This window comes from Halomonas rhizosphaerae (assembly GCF_030012485.1).
Taxonomy (GTDB): Bacteria; Pseudomonadota; Gammaproteobacteria; order Pseudomonadales; family Halomonadaceae; genus Halomonas; species Halomonas rhizosphaerae.
On record NZ_JASCQQ010000007.1, the window covers coordinates 288,073 to 302,971 of the forward strand.

General features: G+C 67.7%; 14 protein-coding genes. 3 read left to right on the forward strand and 11 right to left on the reverse strand.

Features of this window, described 5'->3' with window-relative positions:
* The first annotated feature begins 156 nt into the window (after positions 1 to 156).
* The 3 genes from QLQ86_RS03715 to ttcA all read left to right on the forward strand — a co-directional run bounded on the left by QLQ86_RS03715 (position 157) and on the right by ttcA (position 3,663).
* Positions 157 to 1,980 carry a putative nucleotidyltransferase substrate binding domain-containing protein gene (locus QLQ86_RS03715; protein ID WP_282736938.1) on the forward strand — a complete coding sequence of 608 codons (1,824 nt, stop codon included), beginning with the start codon at positions 157 to 159 and terminating at the stop codon, positions 1,978 to 1,980.
* Between the two features lie 50 nt (positions 1,981 to 2,030).
* Positions 2,031 to 2,657: a 3'-5' exonuclease gene (locus QLQ86_RS03720; RefSeq protein ID WP_282736937.1), complete on the forward strand. Its 627-nt coding sequence runs from the start codon at positions 2,031 to 2,033 to the stop codon at positions 2,655 to 2,657.
* Positions 2,658 to 2,745: 88 nt separating this feature from the next.
* A complete protein-coding gene (gene ttcA, locus QLQ86_RS03725) occupies positions 2,746 to 3,663 on the forward strand; it encodes a tRNA 2-thiocytidine(32) synthetase TtcA (RefSeq protein ID WP_407650035.1) in 918 nt (305 codons plus the stop codon).
* A 129-nt stretch (positions 3,664 to 3,792) separates the two neighbouring features.
* Here the strand turns inward: ttcA and fnr are convergent, their stop codons facing one another.
* The 11 genes from fnr to ccoN form a co-directional block, all read right to left on the reverse strand.
* On the reverse strand, positions 3,793 to 4,536 hold the full coding sequence (fnr, locus tag QLQ86_RS03730; protein ID WP_282736935.1) for a fumarate/nitrate reduction transcriptional regulator Fnr: 744 nt from the start codon (positions 4,534 to 4,536) through the stop codon (positions 3,793 to 3,795).
* 116 nt (positions 4,537 to 4,652) lie between these two features.
* A complete protein-coding gene (gene hemN, locus QLQ86_RS03735) occupies positions 4,653 to 6,035 on the reverse strand; it encodes an oxygen-independent coproporphyrinogen III oxidase (protein ID WP_282815937.1) in 1,383 nt (460 codons plus the stop codon).
* 97 nt (positions 6,036 to 6,132) lie between these two features.
* The gene (locus QLQ86_RS03740; protein ID WP_282736933.1) at positions 6,133 to 6,831 is read right to left on the reverse strand and encodes a sulfite exporter TauE/SafE family protein; all 699 of its coding nucleotides are present in this window, start codon (positions 6,829 to 6,831) and stop codon (positions 6,133 to 6,135) included.
* Positions 6,831 to 7,046, reverse strand: coding sequence for a cbb3-type cytochrome oxidase assembly protein CcoS (gene ccoS, locus QLQ86_RS03745; protein WP_282736932.1), 216 nt, complete (start codon positions 7,044 to 7,046; stop codon positions 6,831 to 6,833). The genes QLQ86_RS03740 and ccoS overlap by 1 nt, the downstream gene beginning before the upstream one ends.
* Positions 7,043 to 9,526, reverse strand: coding sequence for a heavy metal translocating P-type ATPase (locus QLQ86_RS03750; protein ID WP_282815938.1), 2,484 nt, complete (start codon positions 9,524 to 9,526; stop codon positions 7,043 to 7,045). Before QLQ86_RS03750 ends, ccoS begins: the two co-directional genes overlap by 4 nt.
* 19 nt (positions 9,527 to 9,545) lie before the next feature.
* Complete coding sequence (locus QLQ86_RS03755) at positions 9,546 to 10,058, reverse strand: FixH family protein (RefSeq protein WP_282736930.1); 513 nt, start codon at positions 10,056 to 10,058, stop codon at positions 9,546 to 9,548.
* Positions 10,058 to 11,491, reverse strand: a complete 1,434-nt coding sequence (ccoG, locus tag QLQ86_RS03760) for a cytochrome c oxidase accessory protein CcoG (protein WP_282736929.1) — start codon at positions 11,489 to 11,491, stop codon at positions 10,058 to 10,060. The genes QLQ86_RS03755 and ccoG overlap by 1 nt, the downstream gene beginning before the upstream one ends.
* Before the next feature lie 133 nt (positions 11,492 to 11,624).
* A complete protein-coding gene (gene ccoP / locus QLQ86_RS03765; protein WP_282736928.1) occupies positions 11,625 to 12,554 on the reverse strand; it encodes a cytochrome-c oxidase, cbb3-type subunit III in 930 nt (309 codons plus the stop codon).
* A complete protein-coding gene (locus tag QLQ86_RS03770; protein ID WP_282736927.1) occupies positions 12,551 to 12,766 on the reverse strand; it encodes a cbb3-type cytochrome oxidase subunit 3 in 216 nt (71 codons plus the stop codon). The genes ccoP and QLQ86_RS03770 overlap by 4 nt, the downstream gene beginning before the upstream one ends.
* A 2-nt stretch (positions 12,767 to 12,768) precedes the next feature.
* Positions 12,769 to 13,377: a cytochrome-c oxidase, cbb3-type subunit II gene (gene ccoO, locus QLQ86_RS03775; RefSeq protein ID WP_282736926.1), complete on the reverse strand. Its 609-nt coding sequence runs from the start codon at positions 13,375 to 13,377 to the stop codon at positions 12,769 to 12,771.
* A 23-nt stretch (positions 13,378 to 13,400) separates the two neighbouring features.
* Entirely contained in the window at positions 13,401 to 14,825 is a 1,425-nt protein-coding gene (gene ccoN / locus QLQ86_RS03780; protein WP_282736925.1) for a cytochrome-c oxidase, cbb3-type subunit I, read from the reverse strand.
* Positions 14,826 to 14,899 lie beyond the last annotated feature (74 nt).

A 14,899-nucleotide genomic window follows, 5' to 3' on the forward strand; every position in this document is an offset into this window, starting at 1 on the left:
CCCCGGGCGGCCTTTGACGATGGTCTAAGGCCGCCAGGATAGGACGATTGTCTAGGTTATTTACTGAAACCCGACTTTGCTATCTTGGATTCTCGCTGGAATCGAAGCACAACCTAGCCAGCGGGGTGGTGATCACCGCGCAACGAGGACGGCCCCATGGTCGAAGTAGAACTCTCACAGCCGCCTTTTACCTTCCTCGACGAGGAGGGCCGGGAGCGCGTACGCAGCGGCATCGATCTGGCCTATTTCGACCGTGACGAGATCATCCTCGATGCCGGCCAGCCCGGGGAGTACGTGTACCTGATCCATAAGGGCGAGGTCGCCGAGCTCGACCCGACCCTGCCCGGCGCCCAGTCACGCATCGGCCACTACACCGCGGGCGACCTGTTCGGGGCCATCAGCATCCTCAATGGCAAGAGTCGCTATCGCTTCCGGGCCGAGCAGGAGTGTCTCTGCTATCTGCTGCCCAAGGGGCTGTTCAAGCAGCTTTGCGAGGCCTATCCGGCCTTCTCCGAGTTCTTCCGCCAGCGCCTGGCGCAGAAGACCCGGCTGCTCACCGAGCGCCGCGCCGAGGGCGGGGTGACCATGGCCGGCTTCATGCTCGCCCTTGTGGGCGAATGCATGCGCGACCCGCTGCTCGTCGCGGGCACGACCAGCATCGCCGAGGCGGTTCACACCCTGAACGACAGCCATGCCGACAGCCTGCTGGTGCAGGGCGACGACGGGCCGGGCATGGTCACCAAGACCGATCTGCTCAATGCCCTGGTGCTCGAGGGGCTGGCCCAGAACAGCCCGGTGCAGGCGATTGCGCACTTCAAGCTGGTCACGGCAACGCCGGGGCAGTACCTGTTCGAGGTGCTGGTCCAGATGACCCGCTTCAAGGTGGAGCGCGTGGTGGTGATGGAGGACGGCGCCCCGGTGGGGGTCGTGGAGCTGACCGACGTGCTCAGCTACTTCTCCAGCCGCAGCTACGTGGTCAGCCTGCAGGTGGAGCAGGCCAACAGCCTGGAGGCACTGGCCGCCGCCAGCCGCCGCACCCCGGAGCTGGTGCGTGCGCTCATGGCCCAGGGCGTCAAGTTGCGCTTCGCCATGGGGCTGCTGGCGGCCCTCAACGGGCGCATCATGAACAAGGCCTGGGGCTTTCTGATCGACGAGCTCTACCACGCCGACAGCTGCCTGATCGTGATGGGCAGCGAGGGGCGCGGCGAGCAGATCCTCAAGACCGATCAGGACAATGGCCTGATACTGGCCGACGACCTGGAGTGGCCCGACTGCCATGAGCAGATGCAGCGCCTCACCGAGACGTTGATCGAACTGGGCTATCCGCCCTGTCCGGGCAACATCATGGTCTCCAACCCGGAGTGGGTCGGCACCGAGAGCCAGTGGCGCGGACGCATCGCGCAGTGGGCGGCGAGCCGTGACGGCGAGAGCCTGATGCGCCTGGCGATCATGCTCGATTCCCACGCCGTGGCCGGCAACCCGGCCCTGCTCGAGCGGCTACGCGAGGAACTCTTCGAGCGCTGCAGCCGCGACGAGATCTTGCTCTCCTACTTCGCGCGTACGGCGCTGCGCTTCTCCACGCCGCTGACGCTCTTCGGGTCCCTGAAGAAGCCGCAACATGGCGTCGACATCAAGAAGGGGGGCATCTTCCCCATCGTCCATGGCGTGCGCACCCTGGCCCTTGAGCGTCGCATCACCGCGACCTCCACCCTGGACCGGCTCGAGGCGCTGGTGGCCGACGGTCGCCTCGAGGAGCGCTTCGCCGAGGACCTGGGGGAGGCCCTCTCGCTGTTCACCGAACTGCGGCTGCGCCAGCAGCTCGAACGCCTCGACGACCCGGAAGGCCGGGGCGAGGAACCCGACCGGGTGGTGGTCCAGGAGCTCTCGTCGCTGGAGCGGGACCTGCTGCGCGAGGCGCTGCATATCGTCAAGGACTTCAAGCAGCGGCTGTCGCACCGATTTCACCTCGAGTACTCGTGAGCCTCGAGGCGCGCGCTCAGGGAACGATAACGACAACAGGAGGTTCATCCATGCTCAAGGCACTGCGGCGCGCCGCCGATCGCCGACGACAGGCCCACGGCGACTATGGCTGGCTCTTCTCCCCCTACACCGGGGACGAGATGGTCGCCATCGACTGCGAGACCACCGGACTCGATACCCGGCATGCCGAACTGGTGTCGCTGGCGGCGGTGCGTATCCGTGGCGACCGTGTGCTGACCAGCGATTCGCTGGACCTGCGCCTGGCAAGGCCGGCGAGTCTCTCCGGCGACTCGATCCGCATCCACGGCCTGCGCGGTATCGATCTGGTCGACGGGGCGGGCGTCAAGGAGGCCCTTGAGCAGTTTCTGGACTTCGTCGGCAATCGCCCGCTGGTCGGCTGGTGCCTGGACTTCGACCTGGCGATGCTCAACCGCTACCTGCGCCCCCTCTTCGGCTTCGACCTTCCCAATGCCGGCATCGACGTGGCACAGACCTACCAGCGGCAGCTGCGCCGCAGCCACCCCGAGCTGGATGTCCGGCCGCGCTTCGAGCAGGTGGCCGAGCGCCTGGGGGTGCCGGTCATGGGGCGCCACACCGCCCTGGGCGATGCCGTCACCACGGCCCTGATCCACCTGCGCCTGGCGCGCGGTCCCATGCTGGCGGAGCGGCTCTGCTGAGCCCGGCTGGGTGGCGTTTCGCCTGGCCACGGTGTGGGTGGTAGGATAGCGCCCGTCATTTCCAGCCGCTCAGGCAGCGCCCGAGACCATGCAAGACGCCCTGATGTTCGACCCCCGTGAGACCGCCGCGCCCGACAGTCTGCCCCCCAGGCAGCCTGCGTCGACCCTCGAGGGCCTTGATGCCCGAGGCAAGCGCGAGTTCAACAAGCTGCACAAGCGCCTGCGTCGCCAGGTGGGCAATGCGATCATCGACTACGGCATGATCCATGAGGGGGATCGGGTGATGGTCTGCCTCTCCGGGGGCAAGGACAGCTACACCCTGCTGGAGATCCTGCGCAACCTGCAGCGCAACGCCCCGGTGGCCTTCTCGCTGGTGGCGGTGAACCTCGACCAGAAGCAGCCCGGCTTCCCGGAGCACGTGCTGCCCGAGTACCTGGAGGGCACTGGCGTCGAGTACCACATCCTCGAGCGTGACACCTACTCGGTGGTCAAGGAGAAGACGCCCGAGGGCAAGACCACCTGCGCACTCTGCTCACGTCTGCGGCGCGGTTCGCTCTACGGCTTCGCGGAAGAGATCGGCGCCACCAAGGTGGCGCTGGGGCACCACCGCGAGGACATCCTCGAGACGTTGTTCCTCAACATGTTCTTCGGCGGCAGCCTCAAGGCGATGCCGCCCAAGCTGCTCTCCGACGATGGCCGGAACATGGTCATCCGGCCGCTGGCCTACTGCCGGGAGGCGGACATCGCCGAGTTCGCCCGGCTGATGGACTTCCCGATCATTCCCTGCAACCTCTGCGGTTCCCAGCCCAACCTGCAGCGCCAGGTGGTCAAGGAGATGCTGGCCGACTGGGAGAAGACGCATCCCGGCCGTCTCGAGAGCATGTTCAAGGCGGTCACCAAGGTGGCGCCCTCGCAGCTGGCCGACCGCGAGCTCTTCGACTTCGCCGGCCTCGAGGAGAAGCAGACGCGGATGCAGGCCGACCGCATCGATATCCTCAATCAGTAGGTCAGCGACAAGCCACAAGGAACAAGCGCCAGGAAACAGGGAACCCCATCGGGCATTCGCACGATGGGGTTCCTGCATTACGGCAGAGGAGGCGGGCAGTCTCTGGCTTGGGGCTTGGGGGCGTGGGGGCTACTTGGCCCCTTCCTCCTCGGCCACCTCGATCAGCGCCTCCAGGTCGAGGATGTTCACCTCGCGGCCGGACACGGCCACCAGCCCCTGTGACTGGAAACGGCCCAGGATACGGCTGACGGTCTCCACGGCCAGGCCCAGGTAGTTGCCGATGTCGGCCCGGGACATGGAGAGCCGGAAGCTGTAGGGGGAGTAGCCGCGACGGCGGAAGCGGTCGGAGAGGCTGGTGAAGAAGGTGGCCAGGCGCTGGTCGGCGGTCTTGCGCGAGAGCAGCCGCATCATGCGCCGATCGTCGCGCATCTCCTTGCTCATGCTGCGGTAGAGCTGGCCCCGGAGCTCGGGCAGCGACTCGGAGAGGGTGTCGAGACGGTCGAAGGGGATCTCGCAGACCGTGGTGGTTTCCAGGGCCACGACGGTGCCGGGATAGCGTTCCTCGTCGATGCCGTCGAGTCCCACCAGTTCGCTGGGCAGGTAGAAGTTGGTCAGCTGGTCCTCGCCGCTGCCCTCGGTGGTCACCTGCTTGAGGCTGCCGGAGCGCACCGCGAAGACGCTGGTGAAGGGACTGCCCTGGCGGAACAGCGACTCGCCCTTCTTGAGCGGCGCCCGACGCCGGATGATGGCGTCGAACTGGTCCATGTCCTGAACCTCGAGCGCCAGGGGCAGGCAGAGCGAACTCAGGCTGCACGTCTGGCAGCGGGTCTCGTTCAGCAGTGAACGGCGCCTGCCGGTCGCGGTGTCAGGCATGCTCTCCTCCATGAATGATGACTCAGGTCACAGTATGGAGGATTGTCGTCCAGCGGCAAAGCATCCCTTAGGAGGTACTCCCCGGCGCGAGCGCGCGATGCCCTGCGCCGCGCCGGTCAGACGGCACGGGCATCGAAGGCCGCGGCCAGGCGGTGCACCAGCAGCCGTCCCGTCGGCGTGACCTCGAGGCGCTGTCCACGTCGCTTCACCAGGCCGTCCCGCTCGGCGCTCGCCAGCCGGGCGAGGGCATCGCTCAGGTGCGCTCCGGCATCCAGGCCGAACTCCTGCCCGAGGGCGGCCAGGTCCAGGCGCATGTCGCACATCAGGCGCTCGATCGCCCGGGCTCTCAGCCGGTCGTCGTCGGTCAGTCGCCGGCCGCGCTCCACCGGCAGCTGGCCGGCATCGAGACGCGCCTCGTAGTCGTCAAGTGCCATGGGGTTGCGGGTGGCGATGCCGCCGAGCCGGCTTTGGGCGCCCACGCCCAGGCCCAGATGGTCGCAAGGCGCAAGCGCGCTGTAGCCGTTCAGGTTGCGCGACAGCAGGCCCCGTGCCTGGGCCGCTGCCAGCGGGTCCTCGGGGCGGGCGAAGAGTTCCATGCCGATGTGCACATAGCCCGCATCGGCAAGCCTCGCGAGGGCGGTGTCGATAATGGCCAGCTGCTCCCCCCGCGGCGGCAGTTCCTCGGCTTGGATCCGGCGCTGGGCCGTGAAGCGCTCGGGGCGGTGGTCGTAGTGGAACAGCGACAGGCGGGCCGGCGCCATGGCGATCACCTGCTCGAGGGTCTCGGCAAAGCTCTCGCGAGTCTGGCGGGGCAGGCCATGGATCAGCTCGAGGCCCAGGGAGCGGAAGCCCAGCCGGTGGGCCTCGTCGATCAGCTGTTCGGTGAGCACCCGGGGCTGGTGGCGGTTGATGGCGCGCTGGACCCGTGGGTCCAGGTCCAGCACCGACAGACTCAGGCGGTTGAAGCCCAGTGCCTGGAGATGGCGCAGGGTGAAGACATCGGCTTCGCGGGGATCGACCTTGATGCTGTAGTCCCGCTGGCGCGAACCCGACAGGCCGAAGCGGGCATCGAGCCGGTCGATCAGGTCGCTCATCTGGTCCAGGGTCAGGAAGGTCGGGGTCCCGCCGCCCCAGTGCAGCTGCATGATCTCCCGTGCCCCGTCCAGATGGCGCGAAGTGAGTACCATCTCCCGATCGAGCCGCGAGAGGTAGGGCTCGGCGCGCCGGGTGTTCTCGGCGGTGACCCGGGTGCAGGCGCAGTGGTGACAGCTTTGGCGACAGAAGGGCACGTGCACATAGAGTGACAGGCCCTGCCCGCCGGCGTTGCTGCGCGCCAAGGCCGCCGTGAGGTCTTCGTCGGAGACATCCGTCGTGAAGCTGTCGGCGGTGGGGTAGCTGGTGTAGCGCAGCCCGCCAGCAGCATGACGACGCAGCAGGCCCGCATCGCGGATCAGCGCAGTGCCGCTGGGACGGTCGTCGACGACGGCGCGAGCGGACATGGACGGCACTCCGGAGGTTGAACGTGCCTTCATGCTAGCGGCGCGTGCCAGGGGGCGCGTTGAGCTGCGTCAAGCGAAGTGGGATTCACGCCGGGATTCAGTGGCCCGCCGAGACGGGCAGCAGCGTCCACAGCTGCCAGAGGGCAAAGGCGATGATCGACAGCGCGGCCAGCGCCCGGGTGGCCGGGTGGCGGATCAGGGCGCCGAGCTGGCGGGCGGCGAACCCGGTGGCCAGCAGGGCCGGCAGGGTGCCGAGGCCGAAGGCCCCCATCAGGGCAGCGCCGCGCCAGGGATCGGCGATGGCCAGGCTCCAGGCGAGCATGGAGTAGACCAGCCCGCAGGGCAGCCAGCCCCAGACCGCCCCCAGGGCCACCGCCTGGGGTACTCGCACCACCGGCATCAGGCGTCTGCCCAGCGGCTCGAGGTGCTTCCAGAGCCGGCGCCCCAAGGCCTCGACCCGCAGCAGTCCCTTCCACCAGTCGGCGATGTAGAGGGCCATCAGGATCAGCATTGCCGCGGCCAGGGCCTGGAGGACCAGGCGCGCCTGGGGCGTGAGGGCTATCAGGGTGCCGAGCCCCGCCACCAGGGCACCGGCCACCATGTAGCTGGCGATCCGGCCCAGGTTATAGCCCAGCAGCAGCCCGGAAAGACGTGCCGGGCTGCGCATGCTGGGCGGGACGGCGAAGGTCAGGGCGCTCATGATGCCACCGCACATGCCGATGCAGTGGGCGCCACCGAGCAGGCCGAAGACGAAGGCGGCGGCCAGCGGGGGCAGGTCGAGGCCGGTGGGGTCCATCAGTCGTGGCGTTCCTCGTCGTCGGGGGACACGTCACGCTCAGGGGGGCGCCGCTCGCCCTTCGTGCGGTCGTTGTCGTCCTCGTCGAAGAGGATGCGGTAGGCGGGCCCTTCCAGGTCCTCGAACTGGTCGTGCTTGACGGCCCAGAAGAAGGCCCAGACGGCCAGCCCCAGCAGGATCAGCGAGAGGGGGATCAGCAGGTAGAGGATGCTCATGCGTTCACCAGCCTGGGGGCGTCGCTGCCGACCGGTCGTGAGGGGGCGTCCCGGGTCAGGCGCAGGGCATTGCCGACGACCACCAGGGAGCTGGCCGACATGCCGATGGCGGCCAGCCAGGGCGGCACGAAGCCCATGGCCGCCAGGGGCAGCGCCGAGACGTTGTAGACCAGCGACCAGGTCAGGTTCTGGCGGATGATGCGCCGGGTGGCCCGGCCGGTCTCGATGGCCTCGACGATACGCCCCAGGCGCGGGCCGAGCAAGACGGCGTCGGCGCGGGTGCGCGCCAGGTCGGTGGCACCGTTCATGGCGATGGCGATGTCGGCGCCGGCCAGGACCGGGACATCGTTGATGCCGTCACCGACCATCGCCACCCGTTCGCCGCTGGCCTGCAGGGCCTGGAGGCGGGCCAGCTTGTCCTCGGGGGTGGCCGCCGCCTGCCAGGTGTCGATGCCCAGGCGCCGGGCCATGTCCGCCACCGCCGAGGGGGTGTCGCCGGAGAGCAGCTCCACCGCCAGGCCCCGTCCCTGCAGGGCCTCGACCGTCTCCCGGGCATCCTCCCGGAGGCGGTCGTGGAGGGCGAACCAGGCCCGCGGCTGGCCCTCCTCGGCCAGCAGCAGCCACTGCCCCTCGCCGGGCAGTGGCGGGGGGGCCTCGGGGGCGGCGAACTCGGGCCTGCCGAGCCGCCAGCGGCGATCGACGATCCTGCCCTCCAGGCCCTGGCCGGGTCGGCTGAGCACCTCCCCGGCCGTGACGGTGGCCTCGCGGAAGGGGCGGAAGGCGCGCGCGATGGGGTGTTCCGACTGGGCCTCCAGGGCGGCCGCCACGCGGCGTGCCCGGGCCTCGTCGAGCGCGCTGCCCGGATCGCCGGTCAGGCGGGTCTCGACCAGGCTCATCTCGCCGCTGGTCAGGGTGCCGGTCTTGTCGAAGATCACCCGGTCGAGCTGCGATAGCGTCTCCAGGGCATCGGCGCGGGTGATCAGCACGCCGCGGCGATGCAGGCGGCCATGACCGGCGGTGAGGGCCGTGGGGGTGGCCAGTGCCAGGGCGCAGGGACAGGTGACCACCAGCACGGAGAGCGTCACCCAGAGGGCTCTCGAGGGGTCGATAAACCACCAGGCGATGGCTACCCCGAACGAGATGATCAGCACCTGCAGCACGAAGTGGTGGGCCATGCGCGCCGCCAGCTCGGCGATGCGAGGCCGACTGGCGAAGGCGCGGTCGGTGAGGTCGACGATGCTGGCGACCCGGGCATCGGCGCCGGCATGGGTGACGCGCACCGTCAACGGACTCTCGATGTTCTGGCTGCCGCCGGTCACGCGGTCGCCGACGCCGCGGGTCACCGGCAGGTACTCCCCGGTAAGCATGGACTCGTCGAGGCTCGACTCGCCAGACTCGATGACTCCGTCGGCCGGCACCCCATGGCCGGGCTTGACCAGCACCCGGTCGCCGGCGGCAAGGTCGCTGGCGGGCAGGATGCGCTCCTCGCCCGCCTCGGTAAGGCGAATCGCCGAGAGGGGCAGGGCGCCGGACAGGGCATTGCCGCTGTGCCCGCTGCGGCGTCGGGCACGGCCCTCCACGTAGCGGCCGAAGAGCAGGAAGAAGGTGAACATGGCCACCGAGTCGAAATAGACGTCGCCATGGCCGGCAATCACCGCATAGCCGCTGGCCAGGTAGGCGCCGCCGATGGCCAGCGATACCGTCACGTCCATGCCCAGCACCCGGGTCTGCAGGTCGCGCAGGGCGTTTCGGAAGAAGGGCTGGGCCGAGAAGAGCACCACCGGGGTGGCCAGGGCAAAGGAGAGCCAGTGGAAGAGAGCGAGAAAGTCGGCGCTGATCTCGTCGGGGCCGGCCACGTAGATGGGGATCGAGAACATCATCACCTGCATCATGCCCACGGCGGCGACGATCAGGCGGCGCACGTTCATGCGCTCCTCGTGCTGCAGGCGCTGCTGCGCCGCATCGGGCTCCCAGGGCTGGGCCGGGTAGCCGATGGCGGCCATCTCGGCGAGGATCCGTGACAGGGCGACCCGCCCGGGGGCCCAGCTGACCCGCAGGCGATGATGGGTGAGGTTGACGGCGCTGGCGGTGATCCCGTCCAGGGCATTGAGGCGGTGCTCGATCAGCCAGGCACAGGCCGCACAGGTGATGCCGTCCACGGCCAGGGTGGCATGCACCGTCCCGTCTTCCCCTTCGGGGTGCACGAAGCGTGCCTGCAGCCCCGGGTCGTCGAAGACCGCCCAGGTCTCGGCCCTGGCGGCCTGGCGGTCGTCCGGTCGCTCGGGCAGCTCGGTGCGGAAGCGGTAGTAGCTCGCCAGGCCGCCATCGACGATGGCGTGGGCCACGGCCTCGCAGCCGGGGCAGCAGAGCGGGTGGCGCGCCTCGTCGAGGGTGATCGACCAGGGCGCACCCGCCGGCACCCGGTTGCCGCAGTGGTAGCAGTCGGGGGCCGCATCAGGCGTCTGGGGGCTCTGGGTCATGGCGTCTCGTCGGCCGGCGTCAGAGGCCGGGGACGAGGGCGATCTCGTCGTCGCTGGGGAAGCGGGCCTCGCCGGTCAGGCGCCATTCGGCGTCGCTGCCCTCGGCGGGCTGCAGCTGGAGGTACCAGCGGTAGTTCAGCGGCTCGTCGATCATCCCCACGTAGCGTCCGTCGCGGACATGCTCCAGGGTCAGCGAACGGTCGCGGTGGCTGTCGGTGGGAAAGATCAGGGCCAGGTGGAGGCGCTCAGGACGGCGCTCCCCCTGCAGGTCGACGACGATGTCGCCGGTGCGGGCGTCGGCGCGCATGACTGCCTCGAGCCCCAGTGTCTGCGCATGCTCCTGCTTGGCCAGCTGCTCGTTGATGGCCAGGCCGCGCTCATAGTAGTCGCCGCCCACCGAGCCGTCATAGTAGCGGATCGACAGCGTCAGATAGACCAGGCTGAAGGTGATCGAGGAGGCCAGCAGGCCGATCAGGAACCAGGGCCAGAACTGCTTGTACCACGGTGGGATGCTCTCGTGTTCCGCACTCATCAGCGGGTCTCTCCTATGAAGCGGCTGTCGCGTTCGATGGCGATGTCGGCATCCAGCGCTTCCAGCCGCAGGATAATCTCGGCGCTGGGCCGGTCGATGGCCTCGGGCGGAACGCTGGCCTGGATCACCAGCTGGCGCGACTCGCCGGCGGGCACGCTGACCTGGTCGGTATCCAGGGTCAGGCCGGGCAGGCCGGAGGCCTCGAGCCGGTAGACATGCGCCTGGTTGTCGAGGTTGCGCACCGTCAGGGTATAGACGTTGCTGATGCGGCCATCGCGGGTCATCTGGAACAGCTGGTTGCGCTCGCGCTCCACGTCGAAGCCCAGGGGCGTGCGATCCGCCACCGCCCAGGCGAAGACGCCGATCATCACCAGCAGGGCCGCCAGATAGCCCATCAGGCGCGGCCGCAAGATATGGGTGGGCTTGCCCTCCAGAGCATTCTCGGTGGTGTAGCGTATCAGGCCGCGGGGATAGCCCATCTTGTCCATCACGCTGTCGCAGGCGTCGATACAGGCCGCGCAGGTGATGCACTCGTACTGCAGGCCGTCGCGGATGTCGATGCCGGTGGGGCAGACCTGCACGCAGAGGTCGCAGTCGATGCAGTCGCCGTGGCCGGCGGCACGGGCCTGTTCGTGGCTGAGGCTCTTCTTGCGCGGGCCGCGGGGTTCGCCGCGAGCGGTGTCGTAGGAGACGATCAGGGTGTCGCGGTCGAACATCACCGACTGGAAGCGGGCATAGGGGCACATGTAGATGCACACCTGCTCGCGCAGCCAGCCGGCATTGAGGTAGGTGAACACCAGGAAGAAGCCGACCCAGAAGTAGGACCAGCCGTGGGCCTCGAGGGTGGGCAACTCCACCACCAGGTCGCGGATGGGCGTGAAGTAGCCGACGAAGGTGACCCCGGTGGCCAGGGCGATCACCAGCCAGATGGCGTGCTTGGCGGACTTGCGCCACAGCTTGTCGGTGGTCATCGGCTGCTTGTCGAGCTTGATGCGACGGTTGCGCGAGCCCTCCAGGCGGTGTTCGACCCAGATGAACAGGAAGGTCCAGACACTCTGCGGACAGGTATAGCCGCACCAGACGCGGCCGGCGAACACCGTGATGAAGAACAGGCCGAAGGCACAGATGATCAGTAGCCAGGAGAGCAGCATGAACTCCTGGGGGTAGAAGGTGGCGGAAAAGATGTGGAACTCGCGACCAGGGAGATCGAACCAGATCGCCGGCCGATCACCCCATGGCACCCAGGGCAGCAGGAAGAAGGCCAGCATCAGGGCCCAGTTGGACGTGCGGCGCAGGCGCTGGAAGACGCCCTTGATCTCGCGCACGTAGATGTGACGTCGGCTGGCGTACATCTGCTGGGTGACCGCTTCCTGCGGCGTGTGATGCTCCACGGGATCCGGGGTGACATCGTGGGTCGGGATCTTCTCGCTCATGGCAGGCTCACGGCTGGCAAGGAGGGCAGGGCCTGTCGGGGCCGCTGGGATGGGGAATATTGTATCGGGGTGGCCGCACAACGAGAAAGGGTGCGACCGGAGGCCGCACCCTTTGAAGCCTGAGGCTCCTGTCTCAGTCCTCGAAGCGCAGGCTGTAGACGTAGGCGGCGACCAGGTGGACACGCTCCTCGCCGATATAGGCGGCCTGGGCCGGCATATGGCCGTTGCGGCCGTTACGCAGGGTCTGGCGCACCGAATCGGCAACGCTCTGCCCCGGCGCCTGATAGAGCCAGATATCGTTGGTCAGGTTGGGCGCCCCCAGTGCCTGGTTGCCGGTGCCGTCGGGCATATGGCAGGCCGCGCACACCGAGGCGAAGGTCGCCGCACCGCGCTCGGCGCGATCGGCGTCGTGCTCGAGGTCCGACAGGGCCAGCACGTGCTGGGTGACGTTCTCGATGTTCTCGCTGCCCAGCTGCTGCCAGGAGGGCATCAGGCCGTTACGCCCCTGGTGCAGGGTCGTCAGGATGTTCTCCGGCTCGCCGCCGTACAGCCAATCGTCATCGGTCAGGTTGGGGAAGCCATAGCCACCCTTGGCGTTGGAGCCATGGCATACCGCGCAGTTGTTGAGGTAGATGCGCTCGGCGACCTGCATGGCCTCGTCGTCTTCGGCCAGCTCGGGGATCGGTACCTCCTCGTACTGGGCGAAGATCGGCGTGAAGCGCTCCTCGGCGCGGGCCACTTCCTCTTCCCACTGGCCTTCCTGGGTCCAGCCCAGCACGCCGGCGAAGTTGCCGAGGCCCGGGTAGAGCACCAGGTAGCCGAGTGAAAAGACGATGGTGCCGATATAGAGCTGCAACCACCAGCGGGGCAGCGGGTTGTCGTACTCTTCGATGCCATCGGCGGCATGGCCGGTGGTCTCGACGTTGCCCTCGGCATCGGGGGTCTTGTCGGTCTTGCGGTTGGCATAGAGCAGCCAGAAGGCAATCCCGATGGAGCCCAGCGTGATGACGATGATCCAGGCACTCCAGAAGCCGGAGAGGGAGTCACCCCAAAGATTATTCATGTGTTCCTGTCTCCCCTGTCATGGCGGGAATCGGTCTCGCGCGAGGCGCTCGTGTCACGGTTCGCCGGCATATCATCCTCGTCGGCGAAGGGCAGGTTCTTTGCCTCGTCGAAATCCTTCTTGCGTCGCTTCGAGTAGGCCCACAGGGTGAGCCCGATGAAGGCGATGATCAGGATGCCCGTGATGATGCCGCGAAAGGTTCCGGTATCCATAGTCAGCGTGTGCCCTCGAGCACGGTGCCAAGCTGTTGCAGATAGGCGATCAGCGCGGTGATCTCCTGCTCGCCGCGCACCTCGCGGGTGGCGTTGTCGATCTGCTCGTCGGTATAGGGCACGCCGAGGGCCCGCAGGGCGCGCATCTTCTTCGGCGTGTCCTGGCCATCCAGGGTGTTCTCGAACAGCCACGGATAGGCCGGCATGACCGATTCCGGCACCACGTCACGCGGGTTGTACATGTGGGCGCGGTGCCAGTCGTCGCTGTAGCGCCCACCGACGCGGGCCAGGTCCGGCCCGGTGCGCTTGGACCCCCACAGGAAGTTGTGGTCGTAGACCGATTCGCCGGCCACGCTGTAGTGGCCATAGCGCTCGGTCTCGGCACGGAAGGGGCGGACCATCTGCGAGTGGCAGCCGACGCAGCCCTCGCGGCGATAGATGTCGCGGCCTTCCAGCTCCAGCGCGGAGAGCGGCTCGAGCCCCTCGACGGGTTCGGTCGTCTGCTTCTGGAAGAACAGCGGCACGACCTCGGCCAGGCCGCCGAAGCTGATCACCACCAGGATCAGTACGGCAAGCAGGCCGACGTTCTTTTCGACGATCTCGTGTCTCATTGGTGTCGGTTTCCCCGGTTAGCTCAGGCAGTCTGCGGAATCGGCTGACGGGCGCCTTCGCCGCGCCGGACGGTCATGAAGACGTTGAAGGCCATGATCAGCATGCCGGCCACCCAGCACAGGCCGCCGATCAGGCGCACGATGTAGCCCGGGCCGCTGGCCTCCACGGATTCGACGAAGGTGTACATCAGGGTGCCGTCGGGGTTGATGGCGCGCCACATCAGGCCCTGCAGGATGCCGTTGACCCACATGGCGGCGATGTAGAGCACGGTGCCGATGGTGGCCAGCCAGAAGTGCACGGCGATCAGGTTCACCGAGTGCATCTCGGTGCGGCCGAAGAGGCGCGGGATCAGGTGGTACATGGAGCCGATGGTGATCATCGCCACCCAGCCCAGGGCGCCGGCGTGCACGTGGCCGATGGTCCAGTCGGTGTAGTGCGAGAGGGCATTGACGGTCTTCACCGCCATCATCGGTCCCTCGAAGGTGGACATGCCGTAGAAGGAGAGGGCCACCACCAGGAAGCGCAGGGTCGGGTCGGTGCGCAGCTTATGCCAGGCGCCGGAGAGGGTCATCATGCCGTTGATCATGCCGCCCCAGGAGGGGGCCAGCAGGATGATCGACATGATCATGCCCAGCGACTGGGCCCAGTTGGGCAGGGCGGTGTAGTGCAGGTGGTGCGGGCCGGCCCACATGTAGACCATGATCAGCGCCCAGAAGTGGACGATGGACAGGCGGTAGGAGTAGACCGGACGCTCGGCCTGCTTGGGTACGAAGTAGTACATCATCCCCAGGAAACCAGCGGTCAGGAAGAAGCCCACCGCGTTGTGGCCATACCACCACTGCACCATGGCGTCGATGGCGCCGGCGTAGATGGAGGTGGAGTACATGGCGGTGACCGGGATGGCGGCGTTGTTGACGATGTGCAGCACCGCCACGGTCAGGATGAAGGCGGCGAAGAACCAGTTGGCCACGTAGATGTGGGAGGTCTTGCGCAGCTTGATGGTGCCCAGGAAGACGATGGCATAGCTGATCCAGACCACGGCGATCAGGATATTGATCGGCCATTCCAGCTCGGCGTACTCCTTGGTGGTGGTGTAGCCCAGCGGCAGCGAGACCACCGCGGAGACGATCACCGCCTGCCAGCCCCAGAAGGTGAAGGCCGCGAGCTTGTCGCCGAACAGGCGGGTCTGGCAGGTTCGCTGCACCACGTAGTAGGAGGTGGCGAACAGTGCCGAACCGCCGAAGGCGAAGATCACGGCGTTGGTGTGCAGGGGGCGCAGGCGGCCGAAGCTCGTCCACGGCAGTCCCAGGTTCAGTTCCGGCCATACCAGCTGTGCGGCAAGGATGACACCGAGGGTCATGCCCACGATGCCCCACACCACCGTCATGATCGCGAACTGCCGAACTACCTTGTAGTTGTAGGTCGGGTGTTCAAGTGCTGTGCTCATGTCAGGTTCCCATCGAACGCGGTTTGGGGGTGTCCCGCGGCATTCTGCCTCGGGGCGACCTCCGCAGGATGATG